This is a genomic window from Candidatus Planktophila limnetica, from assembly GCF_002288365.1.
In the GTDB taxonomy this organism is placed as follows: Bacteria; Actinomycetota; Actinomycetes; order Nanopelagicales; family Nanopelagicaceae; genus Planktophila; species Planktophila limnetica.
The window spans coordinates 105,432-122,043 of sequence record NZ_CP016782.1 but is presented as its reverse complement, the minus strand read 5'-3'; the positions used below and the strand labels follow the sequence as shown (position 1 = coordinate 122,043).

Annotated in this window: 23 protein-coding genes; 8 read left to right on the top strand and 15 right to left on the bottom strand. The window is 46.0% G+C overall.

Features of this window, described 5'->3' with window-relative positions; all coding sequences use genetic code 11:
- Positions 1 to 20 precede the first annotated feature (20 nt).
- A complete protein-coding gene (locus tag PHILAsVB114_RS00670; protein ID WP_095697497.1) occupies positions 21 to 521 on the bottom strand; it encodes a heme-binding beta-barrel domain-containing protein in 501 nt (166 codons plus the stop codon).
- Positions 521 to 658, bottom strand: a complete 138-nt coding sequence (locus PHILAsVB114_RS06940) for a hypothetical protein (RefSeq protein WP_157906130.1) — start codon at positions 656 to 658, stop codon at positions 521 to 523. Before PHILAsVB114_RS06940 ends, PHILAsVB114_RS00670 begins: the two co-directional genes overlap by 1 nt.
- Positions 659 to 686: 28 nt before the next feature.
- Between PHILAsVB114_RS06940 and PHILAsVB114_RS00665 the strand changes: the two genes are divergently transcribed.
- Positions 687 to 1,055 carry a DsrE family protein gene (locus PHILAsVB114_RS00665; RefSeq protein WP_095697496.1) on the top strand — a complete coding sequence of 123 codons (369 nt, stop codon included), beginning with the start codon at positions 687 to 689 and terminating at the stop codon, positions 1,053 to 1,055.
- Here PHILAsVB114_RS00665 and ygfZ read toward each other — a convergent pair.
- Genes ygfZ through PHILAsVB114_RS00635 form a run of 6 tightly spaced genes read right to left on the bottom strand, consistent with a single transcriptional unit; the run spans position 1,052 to position 4,505 of the window.
- A complete protein-coding gene (gene ygfZ / locus PHILAsVB114_RS00660; RefSeq protein ID WP_095698636.1) occupies positions 1,052 to 1,957 on the bottom strand; it encodes a CAF17-like 4Fe-4S cluster assembly/insertion protein YgfZ in 906 nt (301 codons plus the stop codon). The two genes, PHILAsVB114_RS00665 and ygfZ, sit on opposite strands and share 4 nt — an antisense overlap.
- Before the next feature lie 11 nt (positions 1,958 to 1,968).
- Positions 1,969 to 2,385, bottom strand: a complete 417-nt coding sequence (locus PHILAsVB114_RS00655) for a Fur family transcriptional regulator (RefSeq protein ID WP_095697495.1) — start codon at positions 2,383 to 2,385, stop codon at positions 1,969 to 1,971.
- 14 nt (positions 2,386 to 2,399) lie between these two features.
- Positions 2,400 to 2,723 (bottom strand): DUF1416 domain-containing protein, encoded by a 324-nt coding sequence (locus PHILAsVB114_RS00650; protein WP_095697494.1) that lies wholly within the window; start codon positions 2,721 to 2,723, stop codon positions 2,400 to 2,402.
- A complete protein-coding gene (locus PHILAsVB114_RS00645) occupies positions 2,724 to 3,557 on the bottom strand; it encodes a sulfurtransferase (protein ID WP_095697493.1) in 834 nt (277 codons plus the stop codon).
- A gap of 24 nt (positions 3,558 to 3,581) precedes the next feature.
- Entirely contained in the window at positions 3,582 to 4,022 is a 441-nt protein-coding gene (locus tag PHILAsVB114_RS00640) for a DUF4395 domain-containing protein (protein ID WP_095697492.1), read from the bottom strand.
- A 54-nt stretch (positions 4,023 to 4,076) separates the two neighbouring features.
- A complete protein-coding gene (locus PHILAsVB114_RS00635; RefSeq protein WP_236850892.1) occupies positions 4,077 to 4,505 on the bottom strand; it encodes a thioredoxin family protein in 429 nt (142 codons plus the stop codon).
- Between the two features lie 24 nt (positions 4,506 to 4,529).
- Here PHILAsVB114_RS00635 and PHILAsVB114_RS00630 point away from each other — a divergent pair, with 24 nt between their 5' ends.
- A complete protein-coding gene (locus PHILAsVB114_RS00630) occupies positions 4,530 to 5,243 on the top strand; it encodes a winged helix-turn-helix transcriptional regulator (protein WP_095697490.1) in 714 nt (237 codons plus the stop codon).
- 5 nt (positions 5,244 to 5,248) lie between these two features.
- Positions 5,249 to 5,722: a GNAT family N-acetyltransferase gene (locus PHILAsVB114_RS00625; RefSeq protein ID WP_095697489.1), complete on the top strand. Its 474-nt coding sequence runs from the start codon at positions 5,249 to 5,251 to the stop codon at positions 5,720 to 5,722.
- Here PHILAsVB114_RS00625 and PHILAsVB114_RS00620 read toward each other — a convergent pair.
- From PHILAsVB114_RS00620 to PHILAsVB114_RS00610, 3 genes are read right to left on the bottom strand one after another with little or no spacing between them, the layout of a single operon-like run.
- Positions 5,708 to 7,060, bottom strand: a complete 1,353-nt coding sequence (locus tag PHILAsVB114_RS00620) for a transaminase (protein ID WP_095697488.1) — start codon at positions 7,058 to 7,060, stop codon at positions 5,708 to 5,710. The genes PHILAsVB114_RS00625 and PHILAsVB114_RS00620 overlap by 15 nt on opposite strands.
- Positions 7,061 to 7,073: 13 nt before the next feature.
- Entirely contained in the window at positions 7,074 to 7,838 is a 765-nt protein-coding gene (locus PHILAsVB114_RS00615; protein ID WP_095697487.1) for an aldose 1-epimerase, read from the bottom strand.
- Complete coding sequence (locus PHILAsVB114_RS00610) at positions 7,825 to 8,325, bottom strand: heme-degrading domain-containing protein (protein WP_095697486.1); 501 nt, start codon at positions 8,323 to 8,325, stop codon at positions 7,825 to 7,827. The genes PHILAsVB114_RS00615 and PHILAsVB114_RS00610 overlap by 14 nt, the downstream gene beginning before the upstream one ends.
- 27 nt (positions 8,326 to 8,352) lie before the next feature.
- Between PHILAsVB114_RS00610 and PHILAsVB114_RS00605 the strand changes: the two genes are divergently transcribed.
- The gene (locus tag PHILAsVB114_RS00605; protein ID WP_095697485.1) at positions 8,353 to 9,279 is read left to right on the top strand and encodes an aldo/keto reductase; all 927 of its coding nucleotides are present in this window, start codon (positions 8,353 to 8,355) and stop codon (positions 9,277 to 9,279) included.
- Here the strand turns inward: PHILAsVB114_RS00605 and PHILAsVB114_RS00600 are convergent.
- From PHILAsVB114_RS00600 to PHILAsVB114_RS00590, 3 genes are read right to left on the bottom strand one after another with little or no spacing between them, the layout of a single operon-like run.
- Positions 9,269 to 10,018 (bottom strand): FAD:protein FMN transferase, encoded by a 750-nt coding sequence (locus tag PHILAsVB114_RS00600; protein WP_095697484.1) that lies wholly within the window; start codon positions 10,016 to 10,018, stop codon positions 9,269 to 9,271. The genes PHILAsVB114_RS00605 and PHILAsVB114_RS00600 overlap by 11 nt on opposite strands.
- 8 nt (positions 10,019 to 10,026) lie before the next feature.
- Positions 10,027 to 10,479, bottom strand: coding sequence for an FMN-binding protein (locus PHILAsVB114_RS00595; RefSeq protein WP_095697483.1), 453 nt, complete (start codon positions 10,477 to 10,479; stop codon positions 10,027 to 10,029).
- Positions 10,476 to 11,834, bottom strand: a complete 1,359-nt coding sequence (locus PHILAsVB114_RS00590; RefSeq protein WP_095697482.1) for a ferredoxin reductase family protein — start codon at positions 11,832 to 11,834, stop codon at positions 10,476 to 10,478. The genes PHILAsVB114_RS00595 and PHILAsVB114_RS00590 overlap by 4 nt, the downstream gene beginning before the upstream one ends.
- 83 nt (positions 11,835 to 11,917) lie before the next feature.
- Between PHILAsVB114_RS00590 and PHILAsVB114_RS00585 the strand changes: the two genes are divergently transcribed.
- The 4 genes from PHILAsVB114_RS00585 to PHILAsVB114_RS00570 are packed head-to-tail and all read left to right on the top strand — an operon-like array spanning position 11,918 to position 15,460.
- Positions 11,918 to 12,679, top strand: a complete 762-nt coding sequence (locus tag PHILAsVB114_RS00585) for an ABC transporter permease (protein WP_095697481.1) — start codon at positions 11,918 to 11,920, stop codon at positions 12,677 to 12,679.
- Positions 12,679 to 13,404, top strand: a complete 726-nt coding sequence (locus PHILAsVB114_RS00580) for an ABC transporter ATP-binding protein (protein ID WP_095697480.1) — start codon at positions 12,679 to 12,681, stop codon at positions 13,402 to 13,404. The genes PHILAsVB114_RS00585 and PHILAsVB114_RS00580 overlap by 1 nt, the downstream gene beginning before the upstream one ends.
- A 3-nt stretch (positions 13,405 to 13,407) precedes the next feature.
- Positions 13,408 to 14,493, top strand: coding sequence for a glycosyltransferase (locus tag PHILAsVB114_RS00575; protein ID WP_095697479.1), 1,086 nt, complete (start codon positions 13,408 to 13,410; stop codon positions 14,491 to 14,493).
- Between the two features lie 10 nt (positions 14,494 to 14,503).
- The gene (locus PHILAsVB114_RS00570) at positions 14,504 to 15,460 is read left to right on the top strand and encodes a GDP-mannose 4,6-dehydratase (RefSeq protein WP_095697478.1); all 957 of its coding nucleotides are present in this window, start codon (positions 14,504 to 14,506) and stop codon (positions 15,458 to 15,460) included.
- Here PHILAsVB114_RS00570 and PHILAsVB114_RS00565 read toward each other — a convergent pair.
- The gene (locus tag PHILAsVB114_RS00565; RefSeq protein WP_095697477.1) at positions 15,457 to 16,602 is read right to left on the bottom strand and encodes a nucleotide sugar dehydrogenase; all 1,146 of its coding nucleotides are present in this window, start codon (positions 16,600 to 16,602) and stop codon (positions 15,457 to 15,459) included. The two genes, PHILAsVB114_RS00570 and PHILAsVB114_RS00565, sit on opposite strands and share 4 nt — an antisense overlap.
- Between the last annotated feature and the right edge of the window lie 10 nt (positions 16,603 to 16,612).

The window sequence follows — 16,612 nt, the reverse complement described above, 5'->3', positions numbered from 1 at the left end:
TCTACCCGTGTACTTGAAACTCAATCACTTGAACGAGCAAGGGAAGACCAGATATGAGCCTGTAGTTCTTTTCCTTCGGCAGCCATGTCATAGGCAAAGAAGAGCTCGCCAGCAACTAGTCCGTATAAACGAACACCTGCTGTAACAATCTTTGCACTCGGCGCTGAATAGCCCTGATCCATAACGAGTTGAATCTTTGGACCATCGAATTGTCCAACCCAACCTTCTGTGATTCCGGTGTTATGTGAAATCAAAACTTCTAAAACATTATTTGGTTTCACTCGCCAAAATCCAGTTTCAGATCCAGCAGGTCTAATTACTTCACCTTCTGCATCAATAATCCATGAACGTGAGTAGTAATTTAAAAATGGACGACCATCGTGATTAAAAACAACTTCATGGTTGTATTCAAATGGCTCAATACCGGGATATTCACCGCGACCTTTGCCTCGCCATGTTCCAACTAACCACGCAAGTGGATTAAGATCTGGATGTAAACCTTCTGGAATTGTAAAGACCACTAACGCTGACCTTTGTAATATGCACTGCGAATACGAGCGCGCGCTTGACGTTCTTTTCTACGAACACCATAAATCATGAAGCCCACGCCGAGCCCAAGGGCTGCAACGGCTAAAAGCACAGCGGTTGTGATTTCCATACCCGCAAGCGTACTTTAGAGTTGTCCTATGTCTCGCACAGCAAATCTCGTCATCAAATTAACAGCCGGCCTTGAAGCACCAGAGCGCGTATCTCAAGCATTCTCTGTTGCATCTGCGGCCTTAGCATCTGGCATCAACGTTTCACTCTGGCTAACTGGTGATGCTGCCTATTTTGCAGTGCCAGGAAAAGCTGCAGAGTTTGAACTGCCACACGCCGCGCCCCTTGCAGATCAATTAGCTGCGCTGGTCTCTGGTGCGCGAGTTGTTCTGTGTTCACAGTGCGCTGTGCGCCGTAACATCAATGATGGCGATCAAATAAAAGGAATTGTTATTGAAGGCGCCGCATCATTTGTTGAAGAAATAACGCGCGAGAGCACGCAAGCGTTAGTTTATTAAGCCGGAACAATTACCTGCTGAATAGCAGGAATACCATCAACTTCTAACTGTGCTTCAACTGGTGTATTTCGTTTAATAACTGCCAAAGCAATTGTGCCTAATTCATGGTGACGCGCCACGGTGCCAATAAAACCAACTCTTACTTCACCATTCATCACATCTGTGCCTTGAGCGGGAGATGTCACAACGCTTCCGTCTAGGTGTAATAAAACCAAGCGACGTGGGGGATTTCCGAGGTTATAGATCTTGGCAACGGTTTCTTGTCCGCGATAGCAACCCTTTGCCATGTGTACGGATTTATTGAGCACACCTAATTCATTTGGAATTGATTTGTGATCTGTTTCAAAAGCAATTCGAATGCGACCTGCGGCAACGCGCATGGCATCTAGTGCCCACGTACCCGCTTGTGTTGCGTTTTCGCTAAATACTTTGCGCATCTCATCTAGTTCACCTCGTGGCACAAGTGCGAAAGGTCCACCAAGATCTGTTTGTGCACCCGGTGCACGCAAGACCGCATATTCACCACTTGCATCACGAACATCTACTCGCAACATAAATTTCATTGTGTTGAGGTACTCAATGAGCGTTTCTTTGTACCCGGGATCTAGAACTAAAAAGACTGAATCGCCATCATCGACTAACAAAAATTGGTATTGCACATGACCCTGTGGATCAAGAATCAGAGCTTCTTGCCACACACCTGGTTGTAATTGTTCGTGGTGCTGAGTTGTCAGCGCGTGTAACCAGGTAAGTCGATCTTCACCTTTGATTGCAACGATATCTAGATGAGATAAATCAGCCCACGCACTGCCATTTTCAAGTGCGCGTTGTTCTTTTACTGGCTCACCGAAATGCCAAATAGCGCCCTTATCTGGGCCATCTTCAACTAGCACTGCGCTCACGCCGACTGGGCTCACTTCTGTTTAGCAACACAGGCAGCGCATGTGCCATAAATTGCAAAGTGTGAAACATCTGTCTTAAACCCATAATCATCTGCGAGCGCATTTACGAATTGACCAGCAATTGTGATCGGTGCATCGCCTACTGCTTCGCAAGTTCCGCAGACAAGGTGTAAGTGGGTTAACTCTTCTGCTGCGTGATAAGTCGCACCGCCATGGCCTAAGTGTGTGTGCTGAACAAGGCCAACGTTTTCAAGAGTTTCTAAGTTGCGATAAACAGTAGATAAATTAATTCCGGGATGCGTTAGGCGCACTTTTTCTGCAACATCTTCAGGGGTTGCATGGCCTAATTCGCGCACAGCAGATAAAACTAATTCGCGCTGCGGTGTAAGGCGTAATCCCTTATCGCGTAATTCGTGCTTGTCGGCCATAAGGCAAGTCTAATCTAGATTTGAATAATTAAATCTGCGGGAATACCCGTTGCTGCGCTCACGCTTAACTCCTTACGCACCCCCGGTGCTAGAACTACGAGAGTCCATGCACCTGGGGCTGCGAAGAAACGAAATTGTCCATCGGTATTTGTTGGTACTTCTGCGGTGAATTCACCGTGGCTATCTAATAAACGAATATGAGCATTAGCCACAGGTGCACCATTTGGCACACCATCAGCATCGCCGTCCCTGAGTATGACGCCTTGGATAACGCTCTGTTTAGTTAGATCGATTCCATCAAGGGAAGGACCACCAGGTGTTGCACCGCATGTTCTCAACTATGCACCAACAGCTACGGGCACGCCGACTAATGAACCGTATTCAGTCCATGAACCGTCGTAATTCTTAACATTGTTAACGCCTAGTAACTCATGTAATACAAACCATGAGAATGCAGAACGCTCGCCGATGCGGCAATAAGCGATTGTGTCTTTTGCAAGATCAACGCCAGCGCTTTCATAGATTGATTTAAGTTCTGCCTCTGCCTTAAATGTTCCATCTTCATTCGCCGCCTTTGACCATGGAATGTTCTTAGCAGTTGGAATATGTCCCTTAATTTGTCCGCCTTCTTGTGGAAGGTGAGCAGGGGCTGCAAGTTCACCTGAGAACTCTGCAGGAGAGCGAACATCAACAATGTTAAGTGTTCCGATTGCAGCAATTACTTCATCGCGGAATGCACGAATTGTGTTATCGCGCTCCTTTGCAACATAGCGAGTAGCAGCGCGTGCTGGAACTTCCTTAACCAATGGCAACGCCTTTAGCTCCCAGAGCTTGCGTCCACCATCGATCAAGCGAACATCTTGGTGTCCGTAAATCTTGAAATACCAATATGCATATGTTGCAAACCAGTTGTTATTGCCTCCATAGAGAACAACTGTTGTGTCATTTGCAATACCATTTTTTGAAAGCAGTGCTTCGAACTTCTCCTTTGAAACAAGGTCACGCACAAGACCATCTTGCAAGTCATCTCGCCAGTGGAAAGTGATTGCGCCTTGGATGTGGCCTTGTTCATAGAGTGTTGTGTCTTCATCTACTTCAACAAATACAACCTTTGGATTTGTAAGGTTTTCTGACACCCAGTCAGTTGTTACAAGGGCGCTTTCTCTTGACATTTATTTCTCCTATTTGTTAGTTATTTAAATTGAGCGCTTACGAACTCTTAAGACGAGCAGATACATCTGACAACCAAGACAATAATTAAAGACAGAGTTTAAAAATGATGCGGCGAGTGCAAACCCGACTGCGACATTAAATAGCGCTGCAGATCCGATTGCCGAACCAAGTAAGCCAACGAGTGCAAAGACCAGACCAACACCCATTGAAAACTGTGGTGGACGTGAATCTTCAGTCACAACTTCCCCACGAAGTCGCGGCTTAACTACGCGCTTAAAAATAAATGAATACGGAGTGAATTGAGGACCGCGGATTGCCCCAATTGCAAAGACAACTCCTTGAAGAGTTAGAAACCACGCATTTTGTGTTGCAAGTGCAATTGCTAAAACAACTAATGTAATTGCAGCACCGAAACGTGGACCACGAACATCAATAAGGGTTGGTGTTTTTAATTGTTGTGACATGAAGGAAAGGATAAAGAAGTTAAAAGCGAAAGACTAATTGCGAAGAACTTGCACTTACTTAACTGAGGCAATTGCCGCGAGAACTTCATCGCGTTTAGGCGCACCAACAGCGCGGCCGACTTCGGTGCCTGACTTATTAAGAATTAGCGTCGTTGGGGTGGACAAAATATTGAGGCGATTGACCAGATCCAGGTTTGCCTCGGCATCGATATGAAGATGGACCACATCGTGCATGTCAGCTGTCATCTGAGACAAAAGTGCACGGGTCGTGCGACAAGGTGTGCAAAATGCTGATGAGAATTGCACCAACGTCACTCGAGATCCAAGAGGTGAGCCCAGCATCGCCGCATCTAGCGCTGCAGCCTTGCTTCTGCGCACTTTGAAATGTCCCTCGCGTAATTTGTGCCAGAAGCCGTAGGCAGTAGCCAGCGCAAGCACGATAACGAGTGGAAGCAAGGATTTCACAAGAGTATTGTTGCGCACTTACAAGGAATAGGAAACCCGACGATGGCCACCGTGTTATTACTGACAAACACACAAGGTGTCAGCGCTGAAGTTTTACCAGCACTGGGTTTGCTACAACACAGCGTTAAAATTCTTCCAGCAGAAGCCAGCGTTCTAGTCGATGTTCCAGATATGCAAGTACTTCTCATCGATGCTCGTCGCGATCTACCTGCTGCTAAATCTTTAACAAAGTTGCTCACAACCACTGGTGTTGGCGCTCCTGTCATTGCAATTACAACTGAAGGTGGCTTATCTGCAATTAGCGCTGAATGGGGCATCGACGATGTCATGCTCGATACAGCAGGTCCCGCAGAAGTAGATGCACGCATTCGCCTTGCAATCGGCACCTATCAATCATTGATTAACGCTTCAGATCCAACCTCTGGAGAAATTCGCACAGGAGATGTTGTCATCGATGAAAACTCATATAGCGCCCGCATCAAAGGTCGAGCACTTGATTTAACATTTAAAGAGTTTGAATTGCTCAAATATTTAGCACAGCACCCAGGTCGAGTATTTACTCGTTCGCAATTACTGCAAGAAATCTGGGGCTATGACTATTTCGGTGGTACTCGCACAGTTGATGTCCACATCCGTCGCTTGCGTTCAAAGCTTGGTCCAGAGTTTGAAGCAATCATCGGCACCGTTCGAAACGTGGGATACAGATTTACATTGCCTCACAATGGAAAAGATTCCAATATTTCTGAGCGCGTTTAATTCATATGCGCCATATTCTTAAGATCCACCGCTCCTTAGGCGATCCAATTCCCGAAATCGCACACTCATACTCAATTCGCACATTCAACCCTTCAACCGATAAAACACAATGGCTTGAGTTAAACAACACAATCTTTGCCCGCCACCCTGATCAAGGAAATTGGGCAATGGCAGATCTTGAAAACCGCATGGCAGAGCACTGGTTTGATTCCAATGGATTTTTCCTAGTTGTTGAAGCCGAAACAATCATTGGATTTTGCTGGACAAAGATTCACGACGAATTCGTTAATCAAGATCCCATTGGTGAGTTATATGTCGTTGGTGTGCACCCAGAGCACGCCCACAAAGGAATAGGACGTGCGGTCTCGATTGCAGCAATGAATTACTTAGTTGGCAAAGGCTTGAAGCGATCGATGTTATATGTGGATGCTGATAATGAAAAAGGATTAGGCCTCTATAAATCCTTAGGCTTTAATTAATTCAGCGCACATCTTGCGAAATGCCTTGGTATGCGCATCAACATCTTGCTTTGTTGTATCAGGTGACATCAGCGCCATATTGTGAAATGGCGTTAACAAGAAGCCATCATTGAGCAGACGCAAGTGGATGTATTGCTCTAATTCAAAATCTCCACCATCGGCCGCTTCTTTGCCTGTGCGCGGCGCCTTTGATGCAAATATGTACTCACCACGTGCGCCTAAACGATTGCAGTGCCACGGCAAGCCGAACTCTTTAATCGCAGCATCGACACCATCTGACCAGCGTGTGCCCAGGGCAATCATCTTCTTAAAATTCTTCTCATTTAAAACTTTTTTAAGCGTCACGCGCATGGCAGCTGCAGATAAAGCATTGCCAGCTAATGTGGAACCAATGCCGCCAGTATCAACAATTTCGCGCTTTACCTTTGCGGCAATCTGATCTGCAATATCTTTTGTCATTCCAAATGTTCCAGTAGGCAAGCCACCTGCAATAGCCTTGCCAATGGTCAACATATCTGGCTTTAATTTGTGCAATTTTGTCATTCCACCAGGTCCCACAGAAATAGTGTGCGTCTCATCAATAATCCACACAGCGCCATATTTTTTAGCAAGTTTTCCAACTGCTTCTAAATAACCCTTTTCAGGCAGAACAATTCCAATGTTTGTCATCGCAGGCTCCATCAAAATCGCTGCAACATCGCCATGAGCAAGGGCTGCCTCCATCGCAGCTAAGTTATTGAACTCCACCACTCGAGTTGTCTCAGACAAATCAACAGGTGCTCCGATGTTTCCTTCGCGCTTCACTGTGTTGCCAGCAGCATCTAGCGTTGCAAAAGTTTCATCAACAGAGCCGTGATAGCACTTATCGATCACAATGATCTTTTGTTTGCCCGTTACAAGTCTGCAATATCTAATTGAATGTCGATTGGCATCGGTGGCGGAGACAGTAAATTGCCACATCGGCAGACCAAAACGTTCTGTTAAGTCCCGACCAACGGCGAGTGCATCCTCAGTTGGCAACATCGCAGTTAAACCAGAGTTCAGTTGCTTCTTAATCGCAGCAACAGTTGCAGCAGGTGAGTGTCCTGTCATAGAGCCGGTATCCCCTAAACAAAAATCAATGTATGTATTGCCATCGACATCTTTAAAGTGTGCACCTTTAGCGCTTTTCACAAAGAGTGGATATGCACCCGGCCACTTAGTCATCCATGACATTGGAACGCCACCAGGCATCGTCTTCTTCGCTTGCTTAAAGAGTGCGCCACTTTTTTTAGTGCGCGCAAGAAAACGCTTCTCTTCGATCTTCATCAGCTTTGCTAGGTGGTCGCGATTAATCATCTGCAAATCCTACTTATTCTTCTTCAAAGACAAATAGCGCTTCGATGTAGTGCTCGCCGGTAATACCTAAGTTCTGCGCATCAGGGGGTGCGGTCTGTGGCTCAATACAGATGCCATCAGGATCTTCGGTATAAACAACCCACCACGGCGCATCTGATTCGATACTGATGCGCGCAACGTCTTCCCACACAACACTGGGGGTTCCGCGCACCTCTGTGAATGCGTCATCCCACGGCTGCGCACTCGGTGAAACTATTTGTCCATCAGGCATTCCATCTGAGTCGCGGGATAACATCTTGGCCGCGCTAAATTCCACTTCGGCGCTTCCTCCACGATCTAGATCTCGCACAAACCATGGGTGAAATCCCATCCATGCAGGCAGGTCGCAATCGCCAGGATCGTATTCAAGTGACCACCGAATGGCATCATCTAATACTTCAATTGATTGTTCCACCGTCGCGCCGCCATATGGTTTTGGTAAATACAACATAGAACGCCCTGGACCAATTTCTTGCCACGATGATTCATAACCAAAACCATGAATGGCATGCGGTGGATGCGCATTCGTTGGTAACTGAAACTCTTGCCCGCTCGGAGATTTAATAATTCCATCTCGCACACGCCCAGCCCATGGCGCCATTGCATACCAACCATAAGTAAGAGGAGATCCACGAAACGGAACAGCAAATTGCATATCTCGCCAGATCAAGGATGAAATACGCGCACCTTGATCTAAATCAATATTTATCTGAAATTCGGCGTCATCAATGAATTGCACTTTGTTCACCTTTACGCGCTAGATATTCGGCAATGACTTCAACACCGAGCAAATGATCTTGCACCTGTGGCAATCCACTAATTAGTAAAATTCCAACCATCCCAGCACCTGTAACGTTTAACGGAAATCCACCACCGTGGACAGCGTGTAGCTCTTCAGATAATCCATTGTGCTCATACCAATTAACGCCAGCTTCTTCAGCTGCAACTCTTTCAAACATTGTTGATGTGCCCTTTGCCATCACAACGCGCGCTTTGCGCGCAATCCACCAATCATTAACATCTGTTGAACCCGGCAATGAAATATGAAAAACACTCCACTGCCCTAATCGAACTTCAACAGCAATTGGCAACGCTCTATCGCGTCCAAGTCCAATAGCGATCTCACCAATTTCAATTGCTTCGGCGTGTGATAGCGATGGCAACATAAGTGTCTGTGCTTCAAGGGCTAGCTGCGCGCTAGTAAAGCCACCGGTGGTCTCGACCATGAGAGCATCTTGCCTTAGGTTGTATCCATGTTCACACTGCCAAAGACAGATCTCATAGTTCATCCCCTATGCCTGGGTGCAAATGTCTTTGGTTGGAGCGCAGATGAACCCCAATCCTTTGCAGTCCTAGATGCCTACGTCGCAGCCGGTGGAAACTTCATCGACACCGCCGATGTGTACTCCGAATGGAAAGAGGGAAATTCAGGCGGAGAATCAGAAGTCATCCTCGGTAATTGGATGAAAGCACGCAACAACAGAGGCAACATTGTTCTTGCAACAAAGGTTGCCAAACTTTCCACGCGCCGCGGTTTATCACCACAAAACATCACATCAGCACTCGATGACTCATTACGCCGCCTACAAACAGATTATGTTGATATTTATTACTCACACGAAGATGATTTAAAAGTTCCCACCGAAGAAACCCTCGCCACATACACAAAACACATAAGCGAGGGCAAAATCCGCTACATCGCCGCATCACAACACTCAGGTGCTCGCCTGCAACATGCACTAGACACAGCAAAGGCTAACAACCTTGCTTCATACATCGCATTACAAGATCACTACAACTTAATTACTCGCAATCCCTTTGAAGCAGAACAAGCAGCAGTTGTCACCAAAAACGGTTTGTCTGCACTTCCCTTCTATGGTCTTGCAAAAGGTTTCCTCTCTGGCAAATACCGCCCCGGCATCACAGTTGAATCAGTACGCGCAGAAGCAGTCAAGGAATACATGACACCAACTGGTTGGGCAACTATTGATGCACTAGACGCCATTGCTAAAAATCACGGCGCTTCAATGTCTGCTGTAGCCCTTGCATGGCTTCGATCAAACCCCGCAGTCAGCGCACCTATTGCAAGTGCCCGCACAGTCGAGCAATTATTAGAAATTATTCAAATAATTAAATTGAGCAAGGAAGAAGTAGAACAACTCAACACCGCTAGTCGTTAACGCTCCACGCAGTGTTCTCATTGCGATTTACCACCCACGCCGAATAACTAGCTAACTCAGGCAATCCAAACCATTTGCCACCATCTTTGCCCGCAACCATCAACGCGGTCGCCAGAGCGTCACACAGCCCTGCATCAGGGCCAATAACACTGGCAGAGCGCGCACCGATTGCAATCATGCCCGTATAGGGATCATGAATATGCGCGCCTCGTTCGTAATCACCACTGGTTGCAATGGCACCATCGAATATCTCCACAACCTTCACAACTTCTTGTGTGTTATCTGGATTAGAAATACCTATAGACCAAGGCTTTATGACGCCTGCATCATTGAAACCACCACGCAGCGCTAAATCTCCTGCAAAGTTTATCTGCACGCGCTGCGCTCCATGTTCTTGTGCAATATCTGCGCACTTATCTGCTGCCCATCCTTTTACATACCCGCTGGGATCAAAACCACCCGGCACCGCCCACGGATCAAATGCACCTTCCGTTAAATCTTTAGCAACTGCGCACAAATTAGCAACTTCAATCACATCAGCTGGCGCATCGCCTATTTGCATCCGTCCATCACGTAATTGCGACACAACAGAGTCAGGCTTATATGTTGAAAACAAATCATCAATCAAAGAAACAAAAGCAGCTATCTCAGCAAAGGCTGCATCTGAATCAAAGGATTCTCCATCGCAATCAAAGTAAAGCTTTGTGCCCCAAGCATCGATTGTGTGGCGCTGGCGCATGAGAAGTTTTATAGACCAGCTTTTGCAATGGCGGATGCAAGTGATTCATACCAGCCGTATGACGTAAAGGAAGCACCTGATACCCCTTGCACATTTGCAGATTGAATAGCAATTGTCTGCTGGCGTAATACAGGCACAGCCTTTTGTGTGTAACGATCATTACTACCAGATGGTGCCTGCACCGCTTGCGCATCAGTAATTTTGCCGTTCTCAACCGTAATCTTTACTTGCACAATTCCATAACGCATAGTGACTGGATCACCAGTAAATGAACCAGTCACACCACCAACAGGCTTGGCAGGTGCAACTGTTGGCGCTGCAGCAGTGGGTTTCGCACTCGGTGCAGGTGCGGCAGTATCAATTGCAATCAACGTTGTCTTTGAAAGATTTGGTGGAGTAATCATTAAGACAGCACCCAACCCACCGACTGTGCCACCAGCGATTAAGAGCGCTCTCTTCATTTGATCTCCGTGTGATATCCGAATGCTTCGTCATGAAACTTATCTTTTGGAACACCAACATCTTGGGCTGCTTTGCGCACAGAGTCCACCAGCGGCGTAGGCCCACATATATAGATATCAGCATCGGCAAAGCTAGGCACTAGCTTTGTGAGAGATCTAGCATTCATTGGATGATTCTTACGCGGTCCAACCAAGTAATGCACGCGTATCGTGCCATCAGAATGCGCCTCTAAGTAATCTAGTTCTTCACGCAAAACTAAATCTTCTTCCTTAGATGCTCTAAAGATCACATCCATCTGCACACCGTTTTTAAACTCTTCGATGATTGCACGGATAGGTGTAATGCCCACACCACCGCCAACTAGAAGAACGTGTGGACTAGATGAACGTCCTGCTGTGAAAGCACCATACGGACCTTCCACAAAGACACGTGTGCCCGGACGCAACAGCGCAAGCGAACGAGAGTGATCGCCTAAATCTTTCACAGTAATGCGAACATAATGCTCAGTCGGCGCAGCCGACAGAGAATAAGGATGTGCAACAAGTAAATGCCCTTTTTCTAAAAAGCGCCACGAGAAGAACTGTCCACCTTGCGCCGAAAGATTGTGCAGCTTGCGCCCGCGCATAATGACGGAGACAACACCAGGTCCTTCAATCACAACACGATCAACTTTAATGTTGTGACGCAGTGAGCGCACCAATGGCAAACCAATACGCCAATACAAAACTGAAGCACCCATCACGACATACAAAGCAGTCCAGAAGAATCGATTAAGCGGATGTCCCACAAACATAGAACCGTTGAGCACTTGGTGCATAAAGGAGAGCGCAATGGCTGCGTATGTATAGATATGAATAATCCACCACGTCTCATAAGACATCTTGGCTCTTGCCTTTTTATAAGAGGTCACACCTGCCAAGATCATCAATACAAATCCGCCAAGGGCTGCCCACATCCAATAAAACTTTGTGAGCATGTTCCACGTTTCTTTATACAAAGGAATCTGATCTTGTCCGGCAAAACCCAGAACAATGAAAATGACGTGAAAGCCAATAAGAAAGAGTGAATACGGCGCCAACTTGCGATGCCAGCTCACCAATCTGTCATGTCCCACACCACGCTCAACAAAAGGAATTCTTGCAATAAGAAAAATACCTAGCACTGCAAAATAAGTGCCAACCAGAGCACACAACCGTGAGAACGAAGTAATCACCGCATAGGGAGAAGAAATATCTGAATACGACATCGTCGTGACCTGCATGGCAACGGTGAGCCCTAACCCAACTCCTGCAATCAGCGCCGCCCAATCAACCCCAGCACCCGATGAGTACTTAATCGTGGACGCGTTGCTCATACCCCTATTGAACTCCTATTTTCTGTGAGTTACACATGAGCGAGCAAAGCCATACCTGTGTCTGGCAATACACTTAAGCCCTTATGAAGCACCTGCAATTAATCCGACTTCTAGTTGGTCGTGAATTAACTCTGCGATACAAGCGCAGCGTCATCGGCATTGGTTGGACGCTTCTCAACCCAATGCTCACCAGCTTCGTCTTATGGGTTGTCTTCTCTTTTGTCTTTGCAGGACAACTGCCTGATGGTCAGCAATACGCGCCTTATTTAATGGCCGGAATCGTCCTTAACTCATTTTTTAATCAAGGCATAATGATTTCGGCAGAATCAATCGCATCAAATGCAGGCGTCCTTACAAAGATCTATGTACCACCACAAATCTTTCCAATCTCCGTAGCCCTTGCCGGACTCGTTAACTTCTTTATCGGTCTTATTCCTCTTGCCATAGTTGTCTACATCGCCGGCCAATCTCTAGCGCTTACTTTCCCGCTCGTCATCATTGTCGGATTCTTTTTAGCGCTACTCGTCGCTGGTCTTGGCTTATCCCTCTCGCTTCTCTTTATTCGCTTCGATGACACCAAGAACATTGTCGGCGTAACTCTTTTGATTCTCACCTACTTAACCCCTGTTTTTTACCCAATCTCAATACTCTCCGAACGTATGCAAAACATCGTTAAGCTCAATCCGCTGACAAGTTATCTTGACTGCTTCCGTTGGGCTTTTTCTAATAACTCAACAGCAACACTCAATGATTGGCTCTACATGGGCGCCACTGGAATCCTCGCAATTCTCTTCGGGACATACATGTTCAAGAAGTTCTGGCCACGAACGGTGGCGATGCTCTGATGGCAACCATTGAGATTAAGAATGTCAGCCTGACATACCGCGTTTTAAAGAACAAAACAGGATCATTGAAAGAACTCTTTAGAGATCTACTGCACCGAAAAGTTCGAGTTCAAAATTATGTTGCTCTTAAAGACGTTTCATTCACCGTTAATTCTGGCGAAGTAATTGCAATCATCGGCAAGAACGGTGCTGGCAAATCCACGTTACTAAAAATTCTTGCCCAAGTTCTGCCACCAACAAAAGGCAAAGCAAAAGTCACAGGATCAATTGCGCCGATGATTGAACTCGGTGCAGGTTTTCATCCAGAAATGACTGGTGCTGAAAACGTGCTCTTTTATTCAACTCTTATGGGCCGCGACATGAATAAAACAAAAGCTCGTACCGCAGCAATTGGTGAATGGGCCGGCGTCACAGACCATATGGATTTCCCGCTCCGCACATTCTCTTCCGGCATGGTTGCACGTCTTGCTTTTGCAACGGCTACAGATGAAACTGCTGATGTGCTGCTCATTGATGAGGTTCTCAGCGTCGGAGATGCTGATTTTCAACTTAAATCAAGTGCGCGAATGTCAGAATTGATAAAGAAGGGTGCTGCTGTTGTTCTTGTTTCACACGATATGAACGCAGTGCGCAAACTCGCAAGCAAGGCTATTTGGCTCGAAAACGGTGTTGTAAAGATGTCAGGACCCGCCAAAAAAGTCGTTGCTGCTTACGAAAAGCAATAAACCATGCGCGTTCTGCATGTAATTGCACGACTTAATGTTGGCGGCACCGCTCGTTACATTACGCGATTAGCCGAAGAGCTGCCAAAACATAAAATAGAAACTTATGTTGCCGCAGGTTTTGTACAAGGATTTGAACAAGAAGATCCTTCAGCTAAAACACTTAAAGTAATTCGCATTCCTTCCCTAGGGCGCCAAATCAATCCCTTCAAAGATCATTTTGCACTCAAGCAACTCCTCGAAGTAGTTAAAGAAGTGAAGCCAGATATTTTGCACACCCATACTTTTAAGGCTGGCTTTATCGGTCGTATCAAAACAAAAGAGATTAACAAAGCTGCAGGCAAGCGAGTTAAGTTTGTCCATACTTTTCATGGTCACTTATTTGATGACCCAGAGTTTTCTGGTCTTAAGTCATTAATCATTACTTCATTCGAACGTCGCTTTGCGATGCGCACCGATGCGATTGTCACGGTCGGTGCTCAGGTTGCAAAAGAGTTGCTTGAACGAGAAATAGGTCAGCCAGAACAATTCACAAATATTCCACCAGGTGTTGAACCGCTTAAAATTCCTAAAGCAAAGCAACGTAAAAAAATCACTATTGGATGGATAGCCCGTGTGACGGGTGTAAAAAATCCTTTACGTGCGCTGGAAATAGCAAAGCTATTTCCAGATGCACAATTTCTTATTGCAGGCGGTGGTGACATGTTGGACGAAGTAAAAGCACAAGCACCAAAAAATACAAAAGTTCTTGGGTGGACAGATGCACCAAAGTTGTTTGCTGCATCCGACATCATTCTTTCCACTAGCGAAAATGAAGGGATGCCGATTGCTTTAATCGAAGCTCAACTTGCTTCCAAGCCAGTTGTGGCTACAAATGTTGGTGGGGTCGCAGAAGTGGTTATCAATAACAAGACTGGGTTTGTTACCCCCAAGAACACAGAAGAATTAGCTAGGGCACTTGAAAAACTCATCAATTCCAAAGCTCTCCGCACTGCACAGGGCAAGGCTGCAAAAGCGCACGCTACAAAGGCATTTTCTGTTGAGAAGATGATCAGCGCCCATGTATCGCTATATAAGAAGTTAGCAAAATAGGATTATACCTATGCGCGTACTCGTCACCGGCGGAGCCGGATTCATCGGTTCTCACTTAGCCGATGCTTTGATCGTGCGCGGAGATCAAGTAGTTGCACTCGATAATTTTTCTACTGGATCAACTGCCAATATCAAACACATTACTAAGAATTTCGAAATCATCGATGGTGACATCAGAAATGCCGATCTGATTAATGACACTATTAAAGATGTTGATCTTGTATTCCATATGGCAGCAGCCCTTGGCGTAAACACCATTCTCGAGTCTCCACTTGAATCAATCTCTACAAATATTGCAGGCAGCGAAGTTGTTCTAAATGCCGCGGCAAATCACAAGAAGCGAATTCTGATTGCAAGCACTTCTGAGATTTATGGAAAGAACCCGAAGCAACCATTGAATGAAACAGATGACCGTGTTGTTGGTTCACCGCAAAAGATTCGTTGGTCTTATTCAGATGCCAAGGCAATTGAAGAAGCAATGGCGTTTTCCCTCAACCAAGAAAAAGGTTTAAAAGTCACAACAGCCAGACTCTTCAACACTGTCGGTTCCCGCCAATCAGCACACTACGGAATGGTTGTTCCTCGCTTTGTTCGCTCTGCTCTCAAGAACGAACCAATTGGTATTTACGGAGATGGTACCCAATCTCGCGTTTTTTGCCATGTACACGATGCCATCGAGGCGCTGCTTGCTCTCGTTGGTACAGATAAAACAATCAATGAGGTTTACAACGTTGGCGGTACAGGGGAAATAAGTATTAAAGAATTGGCAGATCAAGTAATCAAAGAAACAAACTCACAATCTTCGATTGAATTTATTTCTTACGAAAAGGCTTATGCTCCTGGATTTGAAGATATGCAGCGCCGAGTACCGGATATTTCCAAGATTAAGAAGGAACTCAATTGGGCACCAAAGAAGAATCTTTCACAAATCATCGCTGATGTAGCTCAGCACATCAATAATTCTTAAAGCCCAGCAACGCCTTTGATGCTGCCAGTGCAATCAAATACATAACTCGCACTCGCTTTAATCTCTGCTTCGCTTACAGCATCATGCTTTGTCACAACTATTGCGACATCGAATCCTTTTAGATCACTGCTGGATTGCCCGTTCCACGTATCAACAACTGAATCGTGCCAAGATACCTCTGCGCCGAGTTTCTTAAGTTCATCGATCACTAAAGCTGCTGGTGCATCACGGGTATCAGAAACATTTGCTTTATAGGAAACTCCAATGACAACAACTTTCTTGCCCTTCAACGAGCCAACATCTTTTGCAACCCGTGAAACGACATATGACGGCATTCCTAAATTCACTTGATTAGCGCGCTTAATAAATTCTGCTGGTACTCCAACATTTTCCGCAACGTGGGCCAAGTAACTTGGATCCACCGGAATGCAATGCCCACCAACACCAGGACCTGGTTGGAAACTCATAAATCCAAATGGTTTCGTCGCTGCCGCGTCCAGTACTTCTCGAGTTGGTATATCCAAAGCATCGCTAATCTGGGCAAATTCGTTGACCAATGCAATGTTTACTTGTCTAAAAGTATTTTCAAATAGTTTTGCAGCTTCTGCCACTTCAGGGGTTGAGACTTCAATGATTTCATCACAGAAGGATGAGTAGAACTTACGAGCCAATTTTGTTGCTTCAGGTGTTAAGCCAGCAAGTAACCGTGGCGTATTTTTCTGTGTCCATTTCTCGTTGCCCGGATCCACTCTTTCGGGAGAAGACGCGTACAAATGTCCAAGTCCAGAAGCTTTCTCGATTACCGCAGCTATCTCGTTTCGCAACGTGCCCGGGTAAGAAGTTGATTCGTTAATCACTAACACTGGACTCTTAACATGGTCAATAATTGTTTTGCAAGCTGCGTGAACCGCTGATAAATCAGGCTTTCGTGCGCTATCCAATGGCGTAGGCACCGCAATCACAATTACTTCTGCATCACCGATCAATGCAGCATCGGTCGTTGCTTTGAAATTTTTGCTGATCTTTAACGAAGAAATAACATCAGAATTAATATCGAAACCAACAACAGAATGGCCAGCACCCACCGCAGCTTGGGCGATAGATCGACCCACGTAACCCAGGCCGATGATTGCTATTTTCATAGGCAGAAGG

What these genes read in the sequence shown, in the direction of transcription:
- PHILAsVB114_RS06940 (WP_157906130.1), bottom strand. Translation starts at nt 658, where the DNA reads ATGGAAATCACAACCGCTGTGCTTTTAGCCGTTGCAGCCCTTGGGCTC.
- PHILAsVB114_RS00665 (WP_095697496.1), top strand. Translation starts at nt 687, where the DNA reads ATGTCTCGCACAGCAAATCTCGTCATCAAATTAACAGCCGGCCTTGAA.
- PHILAsVB114_RS00655 (WP_095697495.1), bottom strand. Translation starts at nt 2,385, where the DNA reads ATGGCCGACAAGCACGAATTACGCGATAAGGGATTACGCCTTACACCG.
- PHILAsVB114_RS00645 (WP_095697493.1), bottom strand. Translation starts at nt 3,557, where the DNA reads ATGTCAAGAGAAAGCGCCCTTGTAACAACTGACTGGGTGTCAGAAAAC.
- PHILAsVB114_RS00640 (WP_095697492.1), bottom strand. Translation starts at nt 4,022, where the DNA reads ATGTCACAACAATTAAAAACACCAACCCTTATTGATGTTCGTGGTCCA.
- PHILAsVB114_RS00630 (WP_095697490.1), top strand. Translation starts at nt 4,530, where the DNA reads ATGGCCACCGTGTTATTACTGACAAACACACAAGGTGTCAGCGCTGAA.
- PHILAsVB114_RS00625 (WP_095697489.1), top strand. Translation starts at nt 5,249, where the DNA reads ATGCGCCATATTCTTAAGATCCACCGCTCCTTAGGCGATCCAATTCCC.
- PHILAsVB114_RS00620 (WP_095697488.1), bottom strand. Translation starts at nt 7,060, where the DNA reads ATGATTAATCGCGACCACCTAGCAAAGCTGATGAAGATCGAAGAGAAG.
- PHILAsVB114_RS00610 (WP_095697486.1), bottom strand. Translation starts at nt 8,325, where the DNA reads ATGGTCGAGACCACCGGTGGCTTTACTAGCGCGCAGCTAGCCCTTGAA.
- PHILAsVB114_RS00605 (WP_095697485.1), top strand. Translation starts at nt 8,353, where the DNA reads ATGTTCACACTGCCAAAGACAGATCTCATAGTTCATCCCCTATGCCTG.
- PHILAsVB114_RS00600 (WP_095697484.1), bottom strand. Translation starts at nt 10,018, where the DNA reads ATGCGCCAGCGCCACACAATCGATGCTTGGGGCACAAAGCTTTACTTT.
- PHILAsVB114_RS00595 (WP_095697483.1), bottom strand. Translation starts at nt 10,479, where the DNA reads ATGAAGAGAGCGCTCTTAATCGCTGGTGGCACAGTCGGTGGGTTGGGT.
- PHILAsVB114_RS00590 (WP_095697482.1), bottom strand. Translation starts at nt 11,834, where the DNA reads ATGAGCAACGCGTCCACGATTAAGTACTCATCGGGTGCTGGGGTTGAT.
- PHILAsVB114_RS00585 (WP_095697481.1), top strand. Translation starts at nt 11,918, where the DNA reads ATGAAGCACCTGCAATTAATCCGACTTCTAGTTGGTCGTGAATTAACT.
- PHILAsVB114_RS00580 (WP_095697480.1), top strand. Translation starts at nt 12,679, where the DNA reads ATGGCAACCATTGAGATTAAGAATGTCAGCCTGACATACCGCGTTTTA.
- PHILAsVB114_RS00575 (WP_095697479.1), top strand. Translation starts at nt 13,408, where the DNA reads ATGCGCGTTCTGCATGTAATTGCACGACTTAATGTTGGCGGCACCGCT.
- PHILAsVB114_RS00570 (WP_095697478.1), top strand. Translation starts at nt 14,504, where the DNA reads ATGCGCGTACTCGTCACCGGCGGAGCCGGATTCATCGGTTCTCACTTA.
- PHILAsVB114_RS00565 (WP_095697477.1), bottom strand. Translation starts at nt 16,602, where the DNA reads ATGAAAATAGCAATCATCGGCCTGGGTTACGTGGGTCGATCTATCGCC.